The organism is Thiohalobacter sp. COW1 (genome assembly GCF_016629505.1).
Lineage (GTDB): Bacteria > Pseudomonadota > Gammaproteobacteria > Thiohalobacterales > Thiohalobacteraceae > Thiohalobacter > Thiohalobacter thiocyanaticus_A.
Map to the genome: position 1 here is coordinate 2,326,445 of NZ_AP024239.1, position 18,354 is coordinate 2,344,798.

An 18,354-nucleotide genomic window follows, 5' to 3' on the forward strand; every position below is an offset into this window, starting at 1 on the left:
AGCTCCTGCACCGGCCCCGGACACGAACGCTTTCCGGGCATTCTCATCAACATCGATCTGAAATTTTGCCATTTTTCCGCTCCAATTTGAGTGACTGTGTGACGCGTGTGACAGTGTGACGTGTGTGACAGTCACACAGTAACACTGTCGCACTGAGTGACTGTGTGACAGCCGGACGGCTCGAGCAGGCCGATCACTTCCTCGACCAGCACCTGCACCTCGGCCCGCGCCGGGCCGGGGAGCTCGACGACGCCCAGGCCCTGGGTCACCGCGTCGCGGTAGGCTTTTCTTTCGTAGATGCGGCTGGGGCTGAGTGAAACACCATCGAGCTCCTCTAGGGCCTCTCTGGCGTCATGTGTTTCGCGGATCAAGCGGTGCGTGGGCATCTGAGTCAATAGGACCCGGTCGATGAGAGACCGATTAAATGACCTGACCAGGGAGATCAGTTTGCGCATGGTCGTCACGGTCTCTAGGTCCAGCTGGCTCGGGCGCAGCGGCACGAGAAGCAGCTCCGCTGCCGTCATCGCGGACCGCAGCTCTTCTGAGTCTCTGCCGCCTGCATCGATGATGATATCTTGATACCGGTCGGCTGCGTCCTGGATCGCGCCGAATACGTCCCCACGGCGCTCTGTGCAGTGCACCCGAGGCCGGTTGTCTCCGGCCTGGCTGCGGCGGTCAGCCCATTTTCGTGCTGATGCCTGGGGGTCCGTGTCGATCAGCAGGACGTCACGGCCGCGGCGGCTGAGCTCGACGGCGATATTCGTTGCGACGGTCGTTTTGCCGCTGCCGCCTTTTTCACTTCCGATCAGGATTCGCATAGTCATTACCTCCAAAATGTTCTACGTGGCACGTTCGTTCAGAGTTGGATTTCGCCGGGGAAATACTCGCTGTCCGGCTCCTGGGCCGGTGTGCTGTGCAGGTACTCCCAGACCGACCGGCACGCCAGCGCGTCGGCCAGGGCCCGATGAGCCTCGCCGGTCCAGACGTGGCCGGCCTGGGCCGCGGCGAAATTCAGGCGTTTCCAGCGGTGGCTGCCTCGATAGTCGTCCCATTCGCCCCAGTGCTCTGCGAAGCGCAGCATGGCGCAGTGGGCGTCGATCTCGGGAATCTCGAGGCCGTGCAGGGCCGCGGTCTGCTGCATGAGCCTCACGTCGTATGAGGCGTTGTAGATGACGACAGGGCGGTCTGAGAGCAGCTCCACGACTCGATCGTGGATCTCGGCCCAGGCCGGCGCTCCGGCGGTTTCATCGGCGGTGATGCCGTGCACGGCCGTCGCCTCGGCCGGGATCCGGCCCATCGGCCGGACCAGGGTGTCGAGCAGGGGGTGCCCGCTGGCACCGACGATGGCGATTTCGACGATTTCTGCATCAGGACCAAGACCGGTGGTTTCGGTATCGAGGAAAATTTCGTTCATGGAGCCTCCAATGTTCTACGTGGCACATTCTTTCGTGTTTCGGGGTTCAGGGCCTGGGCGGCGGCCTCAAGCCGCCGGCCGGGCCCCTATAGACCTATAGGTCTATATATCTATAGGCACCGGGACTGGGCGTTTTTTTACCGGGACTGAGTGTTCATCCACCGGGACTGGGTGTTCAGCTACCGGGACTGGGCGTTCATCAGCCGTGAGCATATTCCCAGCTACTTTCACACCTACGGCCGCCAGGCTCTCAGCCTCATCCCTGACCCAGCGACGGGCACGTGACCGTTGCCGGGGATCGACGCCGATTGCATCGAGCGCGGCGTTGATCGAGATCTGAGGGTCCCTGTGTGAGAGGATGAATCGAGCCAGTGCCTGGACCACACCTCGCTTCATTCGCAGCACGGCGTCCGGATACCGGCAGGGTAGATGTCGCGTGAGCGCAATCCACGCGCCGGAGACAGTGATTTCCCACATCGCTCCGCCCCGCACGTCAGTCCGGCCTGGCTCCGGGGTAATATCCGCTGATCTCGCTCCCCGGTGCCGGGGCGGCGGAGCTGAAGCCGATTCCATGATGTGCGTCAGGATCCCTGACCAGGATGTCGTGCCATCGCCCAGGCGCATCTCGATCTCAGCGGCACGCAGGTCACGGAGCGCACTGATGATGTGCTCGTACCTCCACCGATCCCAGCCCAGCTGTCGACGCAGATCAGCGGAGTCGACCAGTACCGCTACGTCGCCATGCACACTCGCCTGCCGGTGTCCCTGCTGTACGGCCAGCAGGGCATCGATCACATCACGGTGCCGCTGATCAAGCCGACCAGTGATTGTGGCGCTACCCCATGATGATTCGACGTGATGGCAGACCACTGTGCTACCGCGCCTGGTTGGCGCAAAAATCGGTACCCGGCACATAGCAGCAGGGGTCGAGATACGGCGCTGTTTAGACGAGCGGGCCATTGTCCCACCCTCCATCATCATCATGCTCCCGCACCACCTCCAGCCGCTTTTTCTTCGCCGCCCTGACCTGCCCAGGCAAATCAAAGTGAGCCGGCAGCAGCACACCACCCTCAGCACGCCGCAGCCAGATTTCATCCTGCCCCTCGCCATAGTTGACCTTCGCTCCGGTGACCAGGCAGAAATTTCTCCGGCAGTCAGGCTCTACACCGCGCTCGTCAGCTTCTTTCTCGGTCATGGATGTCAAATTCAGCTGGTAACGACCGTTGTCAGTCAGTACCGATGAACCACGGCTGGCTTGCTGCTGTGCGCCAGCACCATTCAAAGTTGCCGCCTTGTTGGTGTGGTGGATAAAGATGATTGCGCAGCCAGTTTCAGCGGCGATTTTTTCGAGCAGCTGAATAAGCAACGCCATCAAGCCGCCATCATTTTCGTCGGCACCATGGAATCTGCGCAGTGTGTCGATGATTAGCAGGCGGGAGTTCTGGGCCATGCGCCGGAGCCGAGAGATCCAGTCGCTATTGATGTTGCCATTGGCATCGATCAAATGGGGGAGCCGCCCAGCGAGCGGGATGATGCGTAAATTCTCGTAAAGTTGCTCCCGCTTAGCGGGTGGAATGTGTGCACCGATGGCATGCAGTCGATGCTGAACAATTACCCCGGGATCCTCGGCCGGCATATAAACGACTCGGCCAGTCTGCCCATCACCCGCAATTCCGGTGATATCCTGGCCTGTCGCAACCGTGGCAGACAGCTCCAGGGCGAGAAATGACTTACCGGTTGCGCCTGGCGCGATGATTGACCCTACTGTGCCGGCGAGAAAATTCGGCAGCACATAGTCCAACGGCTCCGGTTCCGTTTCCAGCGCACTGCGCAGATCCAGCTCCGGCATGTCTTCTGCGCCGGACCGCTCATCGCGGACCTCAGACAGTTCCATCATCGCGGATTCGATCGGCAGCTCACCGGCCTGCATCCGCATCCCGATCTGCTGCATACGCCGCTGACGTGCTCTATCTCGCACGATGTCGGCATAGGCGGTTATATTGGCGGCGGCAGGGGTGTTGCGGGCCAGCTCGCCAATGAACGTCAGATTACCGCCAACGTCATCCAGCTCGTTCCGCTGTTCCAGGACATCGCCGACGGTTACGACCTCGCATGGCCGACCCTGGGCCAACAGCTCACGCATCGCCCGGAAGACCCGCCGATGGCGGGAGTCGTAGAAGTCCTCGGCCGCCAGCCAGTCGACGTCCGGCCAGCGGTCGTTGTCCAGCAGCAGGCCGCCCAGGACGGCGGACTCTGCCTCGGGGGAGTGAGGGGGAGTGATTAAATGTTGTTCAGTCATGCTCGGTTACCTCGGTATATCCGGTAACCGACTCGCGAAAGCGGGTGGCGAAAACAGGCGAGATTTGGTAAATTCTGAGGCTCTCACACCGCGAGAATTTTTTTATCTCGCCCGCCCCGGCCCGCTCGCGAGCCGGGGTTTTTATTGCGCGACAGCTTCGATGTCGGTGCCCTTGAAGTTCTCGCGGGCTGCGGCTTTCACGGACCACAGGTATTCAGCCACGTCATCGACGTGAGCCAGGGGACTCCGCCGGCCCTTGGCCTTGACCATCGGGATCGGGGCACGGCCGCGCCAGACGAGCTTCGTCAGGCTATTTGCGCTCTCATATCCCAGAACGCGGGCGAGTGTTTTGGTGTCCAGCAGCTGGCCGTATTTGTCCTCCAGGCGAGCGCGGAACCGCTCGAACTCAGGGCTGTTGGTGTCGATTTCAGAAGACATCGTTACTCTCCGGTTGACTCTGTATATGTCCTAGTTCAAATGGTTCAAAAAAGGGCGCCGCTGCGCCTGCTTCGAACCTATACTCAGTAATTGTCCTAGTTCATTGGCTGTTAAAAAATGGCGGTTTCGCCATCATGTAAGTGATATTTTGCACTAGGACATACGCGGAGTCAAGGGTAAGCCTGAAAAAACCTCGTCAGTCTTCCTTATTGCCACTGTCATCGCTGAATGAAAAGAAGAAGAAGTGCTTTGACTCGTCGTCTTTAAGCGACTGACTTATAATGGCTTCTACCATTTTTGATCGCGTCACATTATTCTTTTTTGCGGCCTTGTCCAAGAGCTCGTACATTTCTTTTGGCAGCCAAATCTCCGATGCCTTGTAGCCCATTTCCCGCAACTCTTCGCGACGCTTGCGGCTGGATTCCGTGCTCATGACTCGCTCCTGGTGAATTATCGTAGTTATCTTAGTATAGAGTCAGCGCTAGGTGAGCACTAGCGCTTTTTCCGTGTCTGAGCGATTTTTGTAGCCAGGGCGGCCGCGTCTAAATGCGTGTAGCGGCGGAGCATGCCTAGCGTCTTGTGGCCCGTGATCGAGCTGACTTCCAGCGGCGATAGGCCCATCTCGAAAAATCTGGATGTCGCTTCATGGCGGAGATCATGGAAGCGGAGGTCCGTGATCCCGATCTCTCTCGTAATACGGTGCCAGACGGTCCGAAGTCCGTCGCTTTGATATGAAAAAATCCTCCCCTTCGGCTTCTTGCGCCGATCTGCCGGCTTCCGACGCCCGAGCAGCCGGATCACTCGATGATCGAGGGGGACAATGCGCTGCTCACTGTTTTTCGTGTCGCGGAGAACAGCGATTGCTCTATCAAAATCGATGTCCTCCCAAGCCAGGCTCAGGATCTCAGCCTGGCGCATTCCGGTGAGATAAGCAATTCGCACAATATCGCCGAAATCCCTATTTTTATAGGATTTCGCGGCCTCCAGCAGCTTCCTCAGCTCCTTCCACGAAACGCGCCGGTCACGGCCATTAGAGCCTGCTGTAGGCATACGGATATCCGGGATGGGATTGCGGACATCCATCTCCCACTCGCGGATCGCGTGTTTCATTAGCGCCGAGAGGAGGTGTAGCTCTTTTTTCACTGTCGAGGCGCTGACCTCCTTAAGCCGGGAATCCCGGTATTCCCTAGCATGCCGCGGTCCGAATTCGGCCGCCAAGTGCTGGGAGACTGAGTGCGCGAGCAGTTGGTCGATCCGGCGGCTCTCTCTCGCCGCCCCTTTTTTCGTGTGAGTGACCTCGGCGTGGTACTTCTTCAGCAGATCACCGATAGTCTCACCCTCTCGCTTCCCGTCGTATTCATCGGCATCGATCTCGTCTTCGACGCGGCGCGCCCACCGCTGAGCAGCACCTTTTGTGGAAAATGACCTGGAAACATAATGCCCGCGCCGGCGAATCCGTGCGCTCCATTTTCCTGACGGTAAATGTTTAAAACTCGCCATTTTCGTTTCCACTGGGTTTCCACCGGCTTGTCCATTGTAGTCCGGAAAGACCCGTAATGTCCTGTTTTGTGAAGAAAACAGAAAATGGCTATTTTTGACGGGCTTAGCGCCCTGGACAGGGCAGAATAAGGGTGTAACTTACTGATTTACATGGTGGGAAAATGGTGGCCAGGGACAGAATCGAACTGCCGACACGGGGATTTTCAATCCCCTGCTCTACCGACTGAGCTACCTGGCCGCGAAGGGAGAAGCCGCGTATTTAACGTGAAAACGCGGGCGGGCGCAAGTCGGATCAGCTCGCCGGCGGCACATAGTCCGGCGGCGCCTCGGAGCCTTCGCCGAAGAAGAACTTCTCCATCTGCTCCTCCAGGAACTGGCGGGCCTTGGGCTCGACCGGGGACAGCCGGTATTCGTTGATCAGCATGGTCTGCTGGCCCAGCCACTTCTGCCAGGCCTCCTTGGAGACGTTCTCGTAGATGCGCTTGCCCAGCTCGCCGGGATAGGGCGGGCGGTCCAGGCCTTCGGCCTCGCGGCCCAGTTTCACGCAGTGCACCATACGGCTCATGTTTCACTCCTGTCGGGATTCGGATTGCAGGCGCTGCAGCAGCGTCCTGATCGGCGCTGCCAGGCCCCTGGCGTCGGGTGAGGCGCAGTTATACCAGACCCGCTGCGGGTCTTCCAACACAGAATCCGCCCGGTTTTTGCCCAGTTCGGCGACGATCGGGGTGATCTCCAGCTGGAAGTGACTGAAGGTGTGGCGCAGCACCGGCCAGGTCTCGCGCCGGCGCAGTCCGGCGCCCAGCTGCTGTCGGGCCCAGTCCTCGGGGGCCTCGTCCGGCTCCAGTTCAGGCAGGCTCCAGAGCCCGCCCCAGATACCGCTGGGCGGGCGCTGCTCCAGCAGTATCTCGCCGCGACGGTTGGCCAGCAGCAGCATGCGGGTGTGGCGCACCGGCAGGGTCTTTTTCGGGCGCGAGGTGGGGAATTCGGTCTCACGTCTCAGGCGATGGGCCTCGCAATCCGCGCTCAGTGGGCAGGCCGTGCAGTCGGGGCGGCCGCGCCGGCACAGGGTCGCCCCCAGATCCATGATGGCCTGGGTGTAGTCGGCCACCCGGGCGTGCGGGGTGTGGGCCTCGGCGTGTTCCCACAGCTGTTTCTCGACCGCCGGCCTGCCCGGCCAGCCCTCGACGGCGTGATAGCGGGCCAATACCCGCTTGGCGTTGCCGTCCAGGATGGCATACCGCTGATCCAGCGCCTGGGCCAGGATGGCCCCGGCGGTGGAACGGCCGATACCGGGCAGGGCCAGGACGGCGTCGAAGTCCCCCGGGAAGCGGCCGTCGTGTTCGTCGGCGATCATCCGCGCGGCCCGGTGCAGGTTGCGGGCACGGGCGTAATAGCCCAGGCCGGTCCACAGGTGCAGGACCTCATCCAGTTCGGCGGCAGCCAGCTCGGCGGCACCAGGAAAGCGCTGCATGAAGCGCTCGAAATAGGGGATGACGGTGGCGACCTGGGTCTGTTGCAGCATGATCTCGGAGACCCAGACCCGGTAGAGGCTGCGGTCACGCTGCCAGGGCAGGTCCCTGCGGCCGTTGCGGTCGTACCAGGCGAGGAGGCGGGTGGCAAAGGTCATAGGAAATGGGGATCGGAAATATCACCCCGTCATTCCCGCGCAGGCGGGAATCCAGTTACCGCAGCGGCTTCTGGATCCCGGCCTGCGCCGGGATGACGGCACAAATTGCAGCAAACCGTAGGATGGATGAAGGCGCCTTGCGCCGCAACCCATCACACCCGCGGATCACGATGGGTTGCGCTGCGCTTCACCCATCCTACGACACTGCCAGGACAGGTCCCTGCGGCCGTTGCGGTCGTACCAGGTGAGGAGGCGGTGGGCGAAGGTCATGGGAAATGGGGGGTCGGAAATATCACCCCGTCATTCCCGCGCAGGCGGGACAAAAGCGCGCAGCGCGTTGAACGCCCTTCAGGGTGGCCCGCAGGGCGAGCGCAGCGAGTAATCCAGTTACCGCAGCGGCTTCTGGATCCCGGCCTGCGCCGGGATGACGGCACAAATAACAGCAAAGCGTAGGATGGGTGAAGTCGCCGTGCGCCGCAACCCATCACACCCGCGGATCGTGATGGGTTGCGCTGCGCTTCACCCATCCTACGACACTGCCAGGACAGGTCCCTGCGGCCGTTGCGGTCGTACCAGGCGAGGAGGCGGTGGGCGAAGGTCATGGGAAATGGGGATCGGAAATATCACCCCGTCATTCCCGCGCAGGCGGGACAAAAGCGCGCAGCGCGTTGAACGCCCTTCAGGGCGGCCCGCAGGGCGAGCGCAGCGAGTAATCCAGTTACCGCAGCGGCTTCTGGATCCCGGCCTGCGCCGGGATGACGGCACAAATAACAGCAAAGCGTAGGATGGGTGAAGTCGCCGTGCGCCGCAACCCATCACACCCGCGGATCGCGATGGGTTGCGCTGCGCTTTACCCATCCTACGACACTGGAATTGGAACTGTCATTGCGAGCAGCGCGAAGCAATCTCGCAACGCTGGAGCAGTCGTCGGGAGATTGCCACGGCGCCATGCGCCTCGCAATGACGAGTCAATCCGATACGGAGTGCGATGCAGATTTCCCCCTGCTCGGGAATGACGATGGATATGTTGGAACGGGAGGTATCTTCCTACCGCCCGAAGATGCCCTTGAGCTGGTCCTTGACCTTGTCGTCCAGCTTGTCCTCGAGCTTCTTCTGCACCTCTTCCTCGACCTTCTCCTTGACCTTCTCCTTGGCCGCGCCTTCCAGCACCTTGGCCAGGTCCACGCTGTAGTTGGGCTTGGCGAAGGGGCCCTCGATGCGCAGCGGAATGGCCACACCCTTGAGGTCGGCCAGCCCCTCTCCGCCCTGGCCTTCCAGCGAGCCGACCAGCTTGACGGTGAGGCTGTAGTCGACCTGCTCCTGCGGCAGGTCGGCCATGCCCTGGCCGTTGATGCGCAGCAGCGGCGACATGGCGGCCAGATCATCGTTGCGGACCACGCCGTTGGTGATCTTCGCCGTGCCGGTGAGCGAGGTGAAGTCGGTCTGGTTGGGGCCGCTGTCGGCCGGTGCCGGCCTGCCTTCCAGACGGGCCTTGGCGTTGCGGATCAGGGCGGCGACATTGATGCCCTTGACCGCGCCCTCGGTGAAGCTGAAGCCGGCGTTGCCGTTGAGGGTGCGCTTGAGCGCCTCGGGGGTGTTGCCGCTGGCGGTGAGCTTGGCGTTGACGTCGGCGGTGCCGAGCAGCTTGTCGTCGCCCATCAGATCCTTGAGCAGCGGGCCGGCCTGCACCCCCTGGACCTTCTCGTCCAGGGCGATGCGCGCCGTGTCGCCGCGCGCATCCAGGGTGATGTCGCCGCTGTAGCCGCCCTGGTACATGCTGGCGCGGGCCGGGTTGACCCGCACCAGGCCGTCCTTGGCCTTGACCGTGACCAGCACGTCGGCGCTGCGCAGCTGGTAGGCCTTGAGCTGGTTGATGCGCAGGGTGCCGTCGAGGTTGAGCGCGCGCAGGGTATCCAGCGGCAGGGCCCCGGCGCCGCCGGCGGCGGCCTGGGCCGGCGTGGGCGCGGCCTGCACCTCGCCCTCGGCCGGCGGCGGCAGGTAGCGATCCAGGTCGATCTGATCCAGGGTCAGATCGAAGCGGATGGCCTGGGCGGCGAAACTGGCGATGCCGGCGCTGCCGGTGAGGGTGCTGTCGTCCAGACGCAGGCTCAGCTTGTCGGCGTTGAAGCTCTTCGACGTGGCGCTGAAGCCGATGGCGGCATCGGCCTTGCCCAGCACGCTGGCGTCGCTGACCTCCGGCGCCGGCTGCCCCAGACGTTCGATCAGTTCACGCGGCACAAACTCCTGCAGCTTCAGGTTGCCGGCAAAGCGCGCCTGGTCGGACTGGATGTCCTGGCCGCTGGCCTGGCCGGTGATCTTCAGGCCCATGGCCTCCAGCACCAGGTCGGCGACCTGCAGGGTGCCCGCGCCCAGGTCCACCGTCACCGCGCTGGCCAGTTCAGCCTCGACCTTGCCGCCTGGCAGGGTCTCGCCCTCGGCCTCGGTCTCCAGCTTGAAATCGCGGATCTCGAAGCGCTGCAACTCCGGCCCCAGGGTCAGCACGCCGGCCAGTTCCAGTTCACCTTCCATTTGCGGCTGGTCCAGTTCGACCTCGAAATCCAGCTTGAAGTCGATCGGCGTCTCGGGGGCGATCTCGCTCAGGCTCAGGTCCAGGTCCTTGAGTTGATAGCGGGCGCCGGCCTGCTGATCGTCCCAGACCAGGTTGGCATCCGAGATCTCCACCCCGCCGATGGCCAACCCGGCCAGGGCCGCACCGCGGCCCTCGTCGGCCTCGGGCGCTGGCTCGGCGGCCGGCTTGATCATGTCGGACCAGTTGGGGTTGCCCTGCTTGTCCACACCCAGGTACAGATCCAGCCCCTTCAGGCGCAGGGTGGACATCTGCAGCTCCTTGCGCAGCAGCGGCAGCAGCCTCACCTGCACGCCCACCTCCTCGACCGCGGCGAAGGGCGCCTCGGCGAAGCCCTTCGCGTTGCTCAGGCGGGTCTTACCGATCTCCAGGCCCAGCCAGGGGAACACGGACAACTCCATGTCGCCCTCGATGGTCAGGGTGCGTCCGGTCTGCTCCTCCACCGCGCGGGTGATCTGATCCTTGTAGTCGTTGGGGTCGACGAAGATCAGCAGGGCCGCGGCGCCGATGACCAGCACCAGCACCAGGACACCGATCAGGATTCCGATAATACGCAGGGCTTTCATTTGCAGTCCTTTCCGAGAATTGGGTTTAGCTGTACCCGAGACAATAAGACACTTGGACTGGTTCTACCAGTGCCGTGCCCGAATCGACCATGGTCAATGGATCGTAGGATGGGTGAAGCGAAGCGCAACCCATCGCGGCCGGCCGAATTATGGGTTACGGCGCAAGCGCCTCCACCCATCCTACCGAATTCGCAATGGCACACCATAACCCCATGATTTTGGAACAGTCGGCAATTTGTCAGTCGCTGACACCTTGAAAAGCCCCTGCCACGGCGCTATGAAGTCCTTATGCCCTCCATCACGGCTTTCTCCTTCGGAACCCTTTCACCCGGGACACCGCCCCCTCGGCGCGGTGTGCCCGTCATGCCCGACCGCAGACTCAAACCTTCACAGGAGTTGCGTATGAACCAGAACTATATCGTTGTCGCAGACGGCCTGCGTGCCCGCTTCTTCACCCTGCAGGACACGCCCTTTCCGGAAATGGAATCCGGCCCCAACCTCACCGAGGTCAGCGACCTGGTCAACTCCGACCGGGAACAGGACATGTGGAGCGAAAGGAAATCCGGCCGCAACCGCAGCAGCGTGAGCGGTGCCGCCCACGGCTATGACGATCATCGCAGCCAGCATGAGGAGGAGTTCGTGCGGCGCTTCGCCCGCTCCATCGCCGAGGAGGCCAGGCGTCTGACCAACGGTCATGGCGCGAACGAACTGGTACTGGTCGCCCAGAAGAAGACCCTGGGCCACCTGCGCAACGAACTCAACGGCCGCATCCGCAGCGACGTGCAGATCCGCGAACTGGCCAAGGACCTGAGCAAGCTGAGTCCGCTGGAGATTCACGCCCATCTGGCGAAGGAGAAACTGGTGCCGGAGCGGCGCAGTCCAGGGGAACGTTGAAGCGTGAATATCGTAGGATGGGTGAAGCGCAGCGTAACCCATCGAGGCAGGCATGAATGATGGGTTGCGGCGCAGGCGCCTCCACCCATCCTACCCGAGCAGCGTAGGATGGGTGGAGCACAGCGCAACCCATCATGCCCAACCCCTTATTCCAGCCTGACCCGATACACCTCCGCCAGTGAGATCCTGCCCTCGCGCGCCAGCTTGAGCGCGTTCTCGGTCAGCGCCACCATGCCCTCGGCGCGGGCGCGCTCGCGCACCTCGTCGGCGGAGACGTCGGGGCGCAGGATCTCGCGCAACTCCGGCGTCATCGCCAGCAGTTCGTAGACCGCCATGCGGCCGTGGAAGCCGGTGTCATTGCAGGCCTCGCAGCCGGCGCCGTGGTGGAAGACCTCGTCCTCGCCCACTCCCAGGAACCTGCGCATGGTGGCATCGACCGGTTCCGGCTCGATGCAGTGCGGGCAGTTGATGCGCACCAGCCGCTGGGCCAGCACGCCCAGCAGCGATGATTTCACCAGAAAGGACTCCACGCCCATCTCGATCAGGCGCATGACCGTGGTGGGCGCATCGTTGGTGTGCAGGGTGGACAGCACCAGGTGGCCGGTGAGCGCGCTTTCCACCGCGATCTTCGCGGTCTCCTGGTCGCGGATCTCGCCGACCATGATGACGTCCGGGTCGTGGCGCAGGATATTGCGCAGGGCGCGGGCGAAGGTGAAGCCGGGCGCGGTGTTGACCTGAATCTGCTCGATGCCGTCGATGTGATACTCGACCGGGTCCTCGACGGTGATGATGTTCACGTTCTGTTTGCGCACTTCCTGCAGTGCGGCATACAGGGTGGTGGACTTGCCCGAACCGGTGGGGCCGGTGACCAGCAGCATGCCGTAGCTCTTGTGCAGCAGATCCACGAAGCGTTCGGCGTCCCGGCTGTTGAAGCCGAGCTCGCTGATCGAACGCAGCCCGGTCTGGACGTTGAGCAGGCGGATGACCACGCTCTCGCCGTTGACGGTGGGGATGATGGAGATGCGCATATCCACGATTGCATCGCCCTCGATCATGCGTGCGCGGCCGTCCTGCGGCAGGCGGCGCTCGGCGATGTTCATGCGGCCGATGATCTTGATCCGCGCCACCACCGCCGCCAGCAGCGCCTTGTTGAACCGACGGATGGGCACCAGGCTGCCGTCCTGGCGGAACAGCAGGGCGACCTCATCCTCGCCGGGACGGATATGGATGTCCGAGGCGTTGCGGTGGATGGCGTCGGTGAGGATGTGATTGACCATGCGCACCACGGGCTTTTCCTTGCCCATGCGCTCGATCTCGTGCAGCGACATCTCGCGACCGCCGTCCTGGCTGCCCTGCACTTCCAGGTCGTGCAGGGCGGCATTGTCCTCGCGCGCCCCGTACCAGGTGTCGACGGCATGCTGGATGGCGCCGCGTTCGGCCACGCAGCCTTCCACGCTCATGCCGGAGACAAAATGCAACAGCTTGATCAGTTCGATGTCGGCGGGGTTTTCCATCGCCACCACCAGGTGGTCGCGGAACACCATCAACGGGAAGACGCAGTGCTCGCGCACCACCGTCTCGGACAGCAGCCGCAGCACGGACTCGTCGATGCGGAACTGCTTGAGGTCCACAAAGGGCACGCCCAGGCGCACGGCCAGTTCGGCCGGACTCTCGTCGGCGCGCGGTGCATCATTGGGGCGGCGGCGCTGGCGGGCGCCGGTGAGAAAGTAGCTGTGCGCCGACAGCAGCTTTGAGAGCTGGTCGGGGTCGCGCACCGGGCGGTCGAGACGCACCGGCGCGGTCGGGCTGTCGGCGCCCCCTGCCGCCGGCTGGCCGTGCCCTTCCATGCCGCCGATCCGATAGCGCTCGATCGCCGCCAGCGGCAGCCACAGCCGATGCAGGCTGCCGTCCTCGCCGCACTCCAGCAGGTGCAGGCCATGGGCGTCCAGGCGCACCTCCCGGCACAGGCCGTGGCGCAGGCCGCCGTCGCGGAACTCGACATGGTAGGTCCTGGCTTCGCCCTTGCCGGCGGCCGCGCCCGGGGCAGCGTGGAAATCCTGCGCAAAGCTCAGCACCCGGACCTGCTCGAAGGACACCTCGCTGCGCTCGCCGGACCGGTGGTCGTGGATCACCAGACGCAGGCCGTTCTCGTCGAACTCGCACAGTTCGCCGCTCAGGGGATCGGCATCGAAACGCTCCAGCATGACCTCGGCGCCCGCGTGCCCGGCGGCACCGGCAGCGGTCAGCTGGGCGGGGGAGAGGCTGAGAAGTTTGCTCATGAATCGGGCCTGTACGCTGTGCAGATAGTAATAGCGACCTGCCCGGCTCGAAGCTTAAGGAAACCCTGATTGCCCCCTTCTCGTCATTCCCGCGAATGCGGGAATCCATATACCTCGGAGACATGGATGCCCGCCGTCGCGGGCATGACGAATGAATTCAGAGATTGTTTGAATCAAGAGGAAGGGAAATTGGAGCGGGTGATGGGAATCGAACCCACGTCATCAGCTTGGGAAGCTGAGGTTCTACCATTGAACTACACCCGCGCGGCAGGATGATTCTACCCCCATCGGGACGGGAATTTAAATGTTTTCAGCCGACATGAAAAAAGCGCCGCCCCGAGGGGCGGCGCCTGTTCTGCAGCCGCGGTGCGGCGGGATCAGGCCCGGCGGCGGCGCAGGGCGAGATAGCCCATGCCCAGCAGTGCCATGCCCGGCAGCAGCGGATCGAAGCCGGAACGGCCGTCGCCCATGACGCAGCCGCCATTGCCGCCGTTGTCATCGCCGGCGTCGGCGTCCTCGACCGGCAGCCAGGCGGGGGGCTCGGTGCTGGCAGGTTCCAGCGGGGTGATGCGCAGGGTGAAGCTGGCCTCCTCGGTACCCAGATCGTAGCCCGGCCAGGTGGTGATATCGCCGATCTCGATGTAGTAGTTGAGGTTCAGGTTTGCCAGGTCCTCGATCGGTCCCTGCTGATAGCCGGGACGCCGTTCCAGGGTGGCCGAACCATCGAGGGTGGTGGTCATGGCATCGTTGGTCGCAGTACCGCCCGCAGCCAGTTCGTACAATTCGGTCTCGGCGTTCCAGGTGGCATACAGGGTGCCTGCCGCAGTGGTGGCACTGTCGCCATCGTCGTCATAGATCGTCGGCGGCGTAGCCTCCCAGCCGTCAATGTCGGTCTGGGGTACGACTTCGGTGGTACGGCCGCCGGTGCCGGCATCGATGTCGTAGCTCAGCCACTGGGTGCCGTCATACCAGGCGGCGACTTCGGCGTCGGTGGCCGGGTTGCCGTCGCTGTCATAGAACCAGCCGGTCGGCACCCAGTCCAGGGGCAGCCACTCGCCGAACAGATCCGAGTAGTTGCTGGACAGGATGGTGGATTCGAAGCTGTCCTCGTCCACGGCCAGGCGGGCAGTGTCCACCGCGAAGTTGGCGCGGGTACTGCTGAAGAAGCCCCAGTCGTGGCGCGCGTCGGCCGGGCCGTAGAACAGGCCGCCGGGGAATTCGGCCATCTGGTTGTCGCCCAGGTCGTCCGCGGGATCGGCGCCTTCCTCGCGCAGCGCGATCTTCACGCCGTCGCCGGCCGTGGACTTGACGAAGTCGTCGCCGAGGCCATGACCCAGTTCCACCCGGAACCCGCCCAGGCGGCCGCCGGTGTGGTTGTTGAGCTTGCCGATCATGCGGTAGACGTTGACCGCCGCATCCTGATCATTGGCGACCGGGTTGCCGTCCTTGTCCACGATGGGGTCGACCGCATCCACGTTCCTGACCGTAAACACCATGTCTATGGATCCCACGCCGGTAGCGCTCATCTTGTAGCGCTTGTGGGTCTGGAAGCCATCATTGCACTTCCTGTCCGGATCACCGGCCAGGGAGGCCAGGCGGGGCGCCATCACGCAGTCGGCGATGATCTGGCTGGCGCCGTAGATGGGCACGTTGTTGTAGACGATGATGCCGGGATCCACGGCCTTGAGCTCATCCCAGCCGATCTCGCCGTAGGTGATCGCACCCGCGACCCCGCCGGAGACGTCGCGGTCATAGATCACGCGCATGGGCCCACTGGCATCGAAGGGCCCGAAGTTGGTCAGGTCGATCTCCTGGATCTCGCCGGCCAGGGCGACGGGCGCCAGGGCCAGGCCGATGACTGTTGCAAGCACTTTCGGTCGTTTCTGCATTTCTTTTCCTCATGGCCGCAGCCAGCCCTGCAGGGCAGGCACTGCGCTGCATCAGTAATTTTCAACACGGGGAAGCGGGTCCGGGTCTGGACCGCATCCGGTATGGAATCCCCTGGAACCAACGCCATTGTGGGCACGCCACAATGTCGTTTAGACTGATCCTAATGAGGCACCGGGACAGTCAGAATGACATTTCGCAGAAACGGGTTCGACGACCGCAGAATTCACAATCCGATAACAATTGCAAGCAGTCTTGAGCGGCATCGGATCCTGACCGGGTCCTGAGCAGGCAACATGACGGGACAGACCAAACCGGCGAGCTACTGTACCGATCGCAAATGGAAGGGGCGCGCCGACTGCAGCCACTGCGGCATCCGCCGCCTGATGCTGTTCTCCGAACTGCCGGAGGTGAGCTTCGCCCATCTGCTGAAGCCGATCGACAACTTCGTGCTCGTCCCCGGCGGCATTCTGTACGAGGAAGGCAAAGGGGGAGAGGTGGTGTACTCCATCCGCCGCGGCCTGGTGAAGCTGATGCACTCGAAGCCCAGCGGCGAGCAACGCATCGTCCGCCTGCTCGGACAGGGCGCCGTGGTGGGACTGGAACTGCTGGATGCCGGCGTGCCCTATCAGCACACCGCCATGGCGGTCCAGCCTGTCGATGTCTGCGCCATTCCGGTGAGCACCCTGCGCGACCTGGAAGCACACCACCCCGAACTGTGCGACCGGATACGCCAGCAGTTGCAGTACCACGTCGACCGCGCCGATCACTGGATCAAGACGCTCAACACCGGGGTTGCGCGCGACCGCATCGCCCAGCTGCTGCTGTTGCTGACCGAACTGGCGCCGGACCGCAACGGCGACATCCAACTCCTGCCGCGCGACGACATGGCCGCCGTGGTCGGCATGACGCCGGAAACGGCCAGCCGCATCATTGCCGATTTCAGGCGGCGCGGTCTCCTGGCAAAGATCGCCCCCGGCACCTACCGTATCGAAAAACAACGGCTGCAGAGGCTGTGCGAGGCGAATGCCGGCACTGAATGAAGCCCATCCGTTCGTCCGCTCTCATTGTCGGCCTGTCACTGACACCACTCTCGCTCGCTTTGTTGACAGAAATCAACTCCCCGCTTCACTCTGGCAGCTAGTCTGGATAACGACTCCCTGTTGACTCCCGACCGGACGGAGTTCAATGAACCGATTGCCCGCCTCTGTACCCGCCCTGTCCATTGCCCTGGCGCTCGGCCTTCCCGCCGGCCTGCTGTATGACAGCAATATCTTCGCCACCCGCAGCGACGAGGTGGACGATATTCTCACCCTGTTCACGCCCGCGGTAACGCTGGTCTCCGACTGGGAGCGGCACCGGCTGCAGGCCCGCACCGGCGCCACCCTGGCCCGCTACCGGGACAACGGGGACGAGGACTACGAGGACTACTGGGCCGAACTGGAGGGACGCTACGACATCAGCGAGGCCGGCAATGTCTTCGGCGGCGTCGGTTATACCGCCGAACACGAGGACCGCGGCTCGCCCGACGAGACCCTGGTGGGCGATGAGCCGACCACCTTCGATTCCCGCCACGCCCATGCCGGGGTGGCGCACCGGTTCGGGGATTACAACCTGCGCCTGGGCGGCACCTTCGAGGCGCTGGACTACGACAGCGTCGGGCCGCTGAACAACGACGACCGCGACCGCGATCTCATCGGTCTCGGCGCGCGCCTGGGCTACGAGTTCCATCCGGACTACGAGGCCTACGTCCAGCTGATCCGCGACATCCGCAGCTATAACGATCCAGTGGACGACTTCGGCTACCAGCGCGACTCCGACGGCGAGCGCATCGCGCTCGGCTTCAAGGGCAGGTTCACCAACCGGCTGCAGGGCGGGGCCTATGTGGGCTGGATCCGCCAGGCCTGGGACGACAGCCGCTTCAACGACCTGTCCACGCCGGATTTCAGCGGCGCCCTCAGTTTCCGCGCCACCCCGCGCACCACGGTCAGCGCGGCCGTCGATCGCAGCCTGGAGGAGACCACCCTGCCCGGCGCCTCCGGCTATCTCTATACCGAGGCCAGCGTGAACGCCGTCCACCGGCTCGACAGCCGCACCCGCTTCAGCGCCGGCCATGGCCGCGGCGACCGGGGCCGGGGCGGCGCTAAGGGCGGGCGCGGCGTGCACGACTTCGCCCGCGGCGGCGGCCGCAGCGTGGAAGTGAAGGTGTTCCGCGGCCAGCGCCCGGTCTGGGCGCAGGAAGGCATCCCGGAGGTGGAACTCGGCCGGCTCAATGTCAGCCGGGCGCCGGCCCATGTGCTGGCCCGGCACGAGGACGAGGCGCTGGCCCGCTACAGCACTGAGATGGCCGCGCTCTACAATCTGCCGGCGGACGCGGCGGCGCAGCTGCTGCAGACCGCCTACGGCGAGACGCCGCGGCTGGACTCGCCGCTGCAGAACCTGGCCATGTACGAACAGGTGATGGTGTTCGGCCGCACCGAACTTGAAGGCATCCAGGCCGCCAGCGCCATCGACCTTGCCGCGATCTTCCTCGGCACCGCCGCCGACAAGAACCTGCCGATCACGGAGGACACGGTCATCGCGCTGAACCGGATTCTGGGGCTGAAGGAGATGCCCGCGGACGAGCGCGCTGCACTGGCGAGCCGGGCCAACACGGTGCGCGAGGCGATCCTGATCGGGCACGGGCCGGAGACGGACCACTAGAAAATGGGTGCTGGGGAGGGCTACCGGGACAAGCACAGGCCGGAATAAGGACCGAAGGTCCGTTTCCGGCATATCGCAGAGTTGCCGGGAACGCTACGCTTATCCCGGCCTACAGGCTTACTTCAGTTCCGTCATTCCCGCGAAGGCGGGACAAAAGCGC

General features: G+C 63.6%; 15 protein-coding genes and 2 tRNA genes. 4 read left to right on the forward strand and 13 right to left on the reverse strand.

Features of this window, described 5'->3' with window-relative positions; genetic code table 11:
* Window positions 1-131: 131 nt before the first annotated feature.
* Together COW1_RS10935 and COW1_RS10940 are read right to left on the reverse strand one after the other, a co-directional pair.
* Window positions 132-818, reverse strand: a complete 687-nt coding sequence (locus COW1_RS10935) for an AAA family ATPase (protein WP_201344208.1) — start codon at window positions 816-818, stop codon at window positions 132-134.
* A 38-nt stretch (window positions 819-856) separates the two neighbouring features.
* Complete coding sequence (locus tag COW1_RS10940; RefSeq protein WP_201344209.1) at window positions 857-1,414, reverse strand: 3'-5' exonuclease; 558 nt, start codon at window positions 1,412-1,414, stop codon at window positions 857-859.
* A gap of 666 nt (window positions 1,415-2,080) precedes the next feature.
* Here COW1_RS10940 and COW1_RS10945 point away from each other — a divergent pair.
* Window positions 2,081-2,260, forward strand: a complete 180-nt coding sequence (locus tag COW1_RS10945; RefSeq protein WP_201344210.1) for a hypothetical protein — start codon at window positions 2,081-2,083, stop codon at window positions 2,258-2,260.
* A 97-nt stretch (window positions 2,261-2,357) separates the two neighbouring features.
* Here the strand turns inward: COW1_RS10945 and COW1_RS10950 are convergent, their stop codons facing one another.
* From COW1_RS10950 to COW1_RS10985, 8 genes are all read right to left on the reverse strand, one after another.
* Window positions 2,358-3,713 carry an AAA family ATPase gene (locus tag COW1_RS10950; RefSeq protein WP_201344211.1) on the reverse strand — a complete coding sequence of 452 codons (1,356 nt, stop codon included), beginning with the start codon at window positions 3,711-3,713 and terminating at the stop codon, window positions 2,358-2,360.
* A gap of 141 nt (window positions 3,714-3,854) precedes the next feature.
* Window positions 3,855-4,151 (reverse strand): hypothetical protein, encoded by a 297-nt coding sequence (locus COW1_RS10955; protein WP_201344212.1) that lies wholly within the window; start codon window positions 4,149-4,151, stop codon window positions 3,855-3,857.
* A gap of 196 nt (window positions 4,152-4,347) precedes the next feature.
* The gene (locus COW1_RS10960) at window positions 4,348-4,584 is read right to left on the reverse strand and encodes a ribbon-helix-helix protein, CopG family (protein ID WP_201344213.1); all 237 of its coding nucleotides are present in this window, start codon (window positions 4,582-4,584) and stop codon (window positions 4,348-4,350) included.
* A 59-nt stretch (window positions 4,585-4,643) separates the two neighbouring features.
* Window positions 4,644-5,651: a site-specific integrase gene (locus tag COW1_RS10965; RefSeq protein ID WP_201344214.1), complete on the reverse strand. Its 1,008-nt coding sequence runs from the start codon at window positions 5,649-5,651 to the stop codon at window positions 4,644-4,646.
* A gap of 162 nt (window positions 5,652-5,813) precedes the next feature.
* A tRNA-Phe gene (locus COW1_RS10970) sits at window positions 5,814-5,889 on the reverse strand.
* Between the two features lie 54 nt (window positions 5,890-5,943).
* Entirely contained in the window at window positions 5,944-6,216 is a 273-nt protein-coding gene (locus COW1_RS10975) for an oxidative damage protection protein (RefSeq protein ID WP_096364516.1), read from the reverse strand.
* Between the two features lie 3 nt (window positions 6,217-6,219).
* A complete protein-coding gene (gene mutY, locus COW1_RS10980; protein ID WP_201344215.1) occupies window positions 6,220-7,278 on the reverse strand; it encodes an A/G-specific adenine glycosylase in 1,059 nt (352 codons plus the stop codon).
* A 1,047-nt stretch (window positions 7,279-8,325) separates the two neighbouring features.
* On the reverse strand, window positions 8,326-10,431 hold the full coding sequence (locus COW1_RS10985; RefSeq protein ID WP_201344216.1) for an AsmA family protein: 2,106 nt from the start codon (window positions 10,429-10,431) through the stop codon (window positions 8,326-8,328).
* A gap of 402 nt (window positions 10,432-10,833) precedes the next feature.
* Here COW1_RS10985 and COW1_RS10990 point away from each other — a divergent pair, with 402 nt between their 5' ends.
* Window positions 10,834-11,325 carry a VLRF1 family aeRF1-type release factor gene (locus COW1_RS10990; protein WP_157745257.1) on the forward strand — a complete coding sequence of 164 codons (492 nt, stop codon included), beginning with the start codon at window positions 10,834-10,836 and terminating at the stop codon, window positions 11,323-11,325.
* A 146-nt stretch (window positions 11,326-11,471) separates the two neighbouring features.
* Here COW1_RS10990 and COW1_RS10995 read toward each other — a convergent pair whose 3' ends face one another.
* The 3 genes from COW1_RS10995 to COW1_RS11005 all read right to left on the reverse strand — a co-directional run bounded on the left by COW1_RS10995 (window position 11,472) and on the right by COW1_RS11005 (window position 15,493).
* On the reverse strand, window positions 11,472-13,604 hold the full coding sequence (locus tag COW1_RS10995) for a GspE/PulE family protein (protein ID WP_201344217.1): 2,133 nt from the start codon (window positions 13,602-13,604) through the stop codon (window positions 11,472-11,474).
* A 190-nt stretch (window positions 13,605-13,794) separates the two neighbouring features.
* A tRNA-Gly gene (locus tag COW1_RS11000) sits at window positions 13,795-13,868 on the reverse strand.
* 113 nt (window positions 13,869-13,981) lie between these two features.
* Window positions 13,982-15,493 (reverse strand): choice-of-anchor F family protein, encoded by a 1,512-nt coding sequence (locus COW1_RS11005; RefSeq protein WP_201344218.1) that lies wholly within the window; start codon window positions 15,491-15,493, stop codon window positions 13,982-13,984.
* A 294-nt stretch (window positions 15,494-15,787) separates the two neighbouring features.
* Between COW1_RS11005 and COW1_RS11010 the strand changes: the two genes are divergently transcribed.
* The gene (locus COW1_RS11010; RefSeq protein WP_096364502.1) at window positions 15,788-16,534 is read left to right on the forward strand and encodes a Crp/Fnr family transcriptional regulator; all 747 of its coding nucleotides are present in this window, start codon (window positions 15,788-15,790) and stop codon (window positions 16,532-16,534) included.
* A gap of 145 nt (window positions 16,535-16,679) precedes the next feature.
* The gene (locus COW1_RS11015) at window positions 16,680-18,194 is read left to right on the forward strand and encodes an outer membrane beta-barrel protein (protein WP_201344219.1); all 1,515 of its coding nucleotides are present in this window, start codon (window positions 16,680-16,682) and stop codon (window positions 18,192-18,194) included.
* Window positions 18,195-18,354 lie beyond the last annotated feature (160 nt).

What these genes read in the sequence shown, in the direction of transcription:
- COW1_RS10935 (WP_201344208.1), bottom strand. Translation starts at nt 818, where the DNA reads ATGCGAATCCTGATCGGAAGTGAAAAAGGCGGCAGCGGCAAAACGACC.
- COW1_RS10940 (WP_201344209.1), bottom strand. Translation starts at nt 1,414, where the DNA reads ATGAACGAAATTTTCCTCGATACCGAAACCACCGGTCTTGGTCCTGAT.
- COW1_RS10950 (WP_201344211.1), bottom strand. Translation starts at nt 3,713, where the DNA reads ATGACTGAACAACATTTAATCACTCCCCCTCACTCCCCCGAGGCAGAG.
- COW1_RS10955 (WP_201344212.1), bottom strand. Translation starts at nt 4,151, where the DNA reads ATGTCTTCTGAAATCGACACCAACAGCCCTGAGTTCGAGCGGTTCCGC.
- COW1_RS10960 (WP_201344213.1), bottom strand. Translation starts at nt 4,584, where the DNA reads ATGAGCACGGAATCCAGCCGCAAGCGTCGCGAAGAGTTGCGGGAAATG.
- COW1_RS10965 (WP_201344214.1), bottom strand. Translation starts at nt 5,651, where the DNA reads ATGGCGAGTTTTAAACATTTACCGTCAGGAAAATGGAGCGCACGGATT.
- COW1_RS10975 (WP_096364516.1), bottom strand. Translation starts at nt 6,216, where the DNA reads ATGAGCCGTATGGTGCACTGCGTGAAACTGGGCCGCGAGGCCGAAGGC.
- mutY (WP_201344215.1), bottom strand. Translation starts at nt 7,278, where the DNA reads ATGACCTTTGCCACCCGCCTCCTCGCCTGGTACGACCGCAACGGCCGC.
- COW1_RS10985 (WP_201344216.1), bottom strand. Translation starts at nt 10,431, where the DNA reads ATGAAAGCCCTGCGTATTATCGGAATCCTGATCGGTGTCCTGGTGCTG.
- COW1_RS10990 (WP_157745257.1), top strand. Translation starts at nt 10,834, where the DNA reads ATGAACCAGAACTATATCGTTGTCGCAGACGGCCTGCGTGCCCGCTTC.
- COW1_RS10995 (WP_201344217.1), bottom strand. Translation starts at nt 13,604, where the DNA reads ATGAGCAAACTTCTCAGCCTCTCCCCCGCCCAGCTGACCGCTGCCGGT.
- COW1_RS11005 (WP_201344218.1), bottom strand. Translation starts at nt 15,493, where the DNA reads ATGCAGAAACGACCGAAAGTGCTTGCAACAGTCATCGGCCTGGCCCTG.
- COW1_RS11010 (WP_096364502.1), top strand. Translation starts at nt 15,788, where the DNA reads ATGACGGGACAGACCAAACCGGCGAGCTACTGTACCGATCGCAAATGG.
- COW1_RS11015 (WP_201344219.1), top strand. Translation starts at nt 16,680, where the DNA reads ATGAACCGATTGCCCGCCTCTGTACCCGCCCTGTCCATTGCCCTGGCG.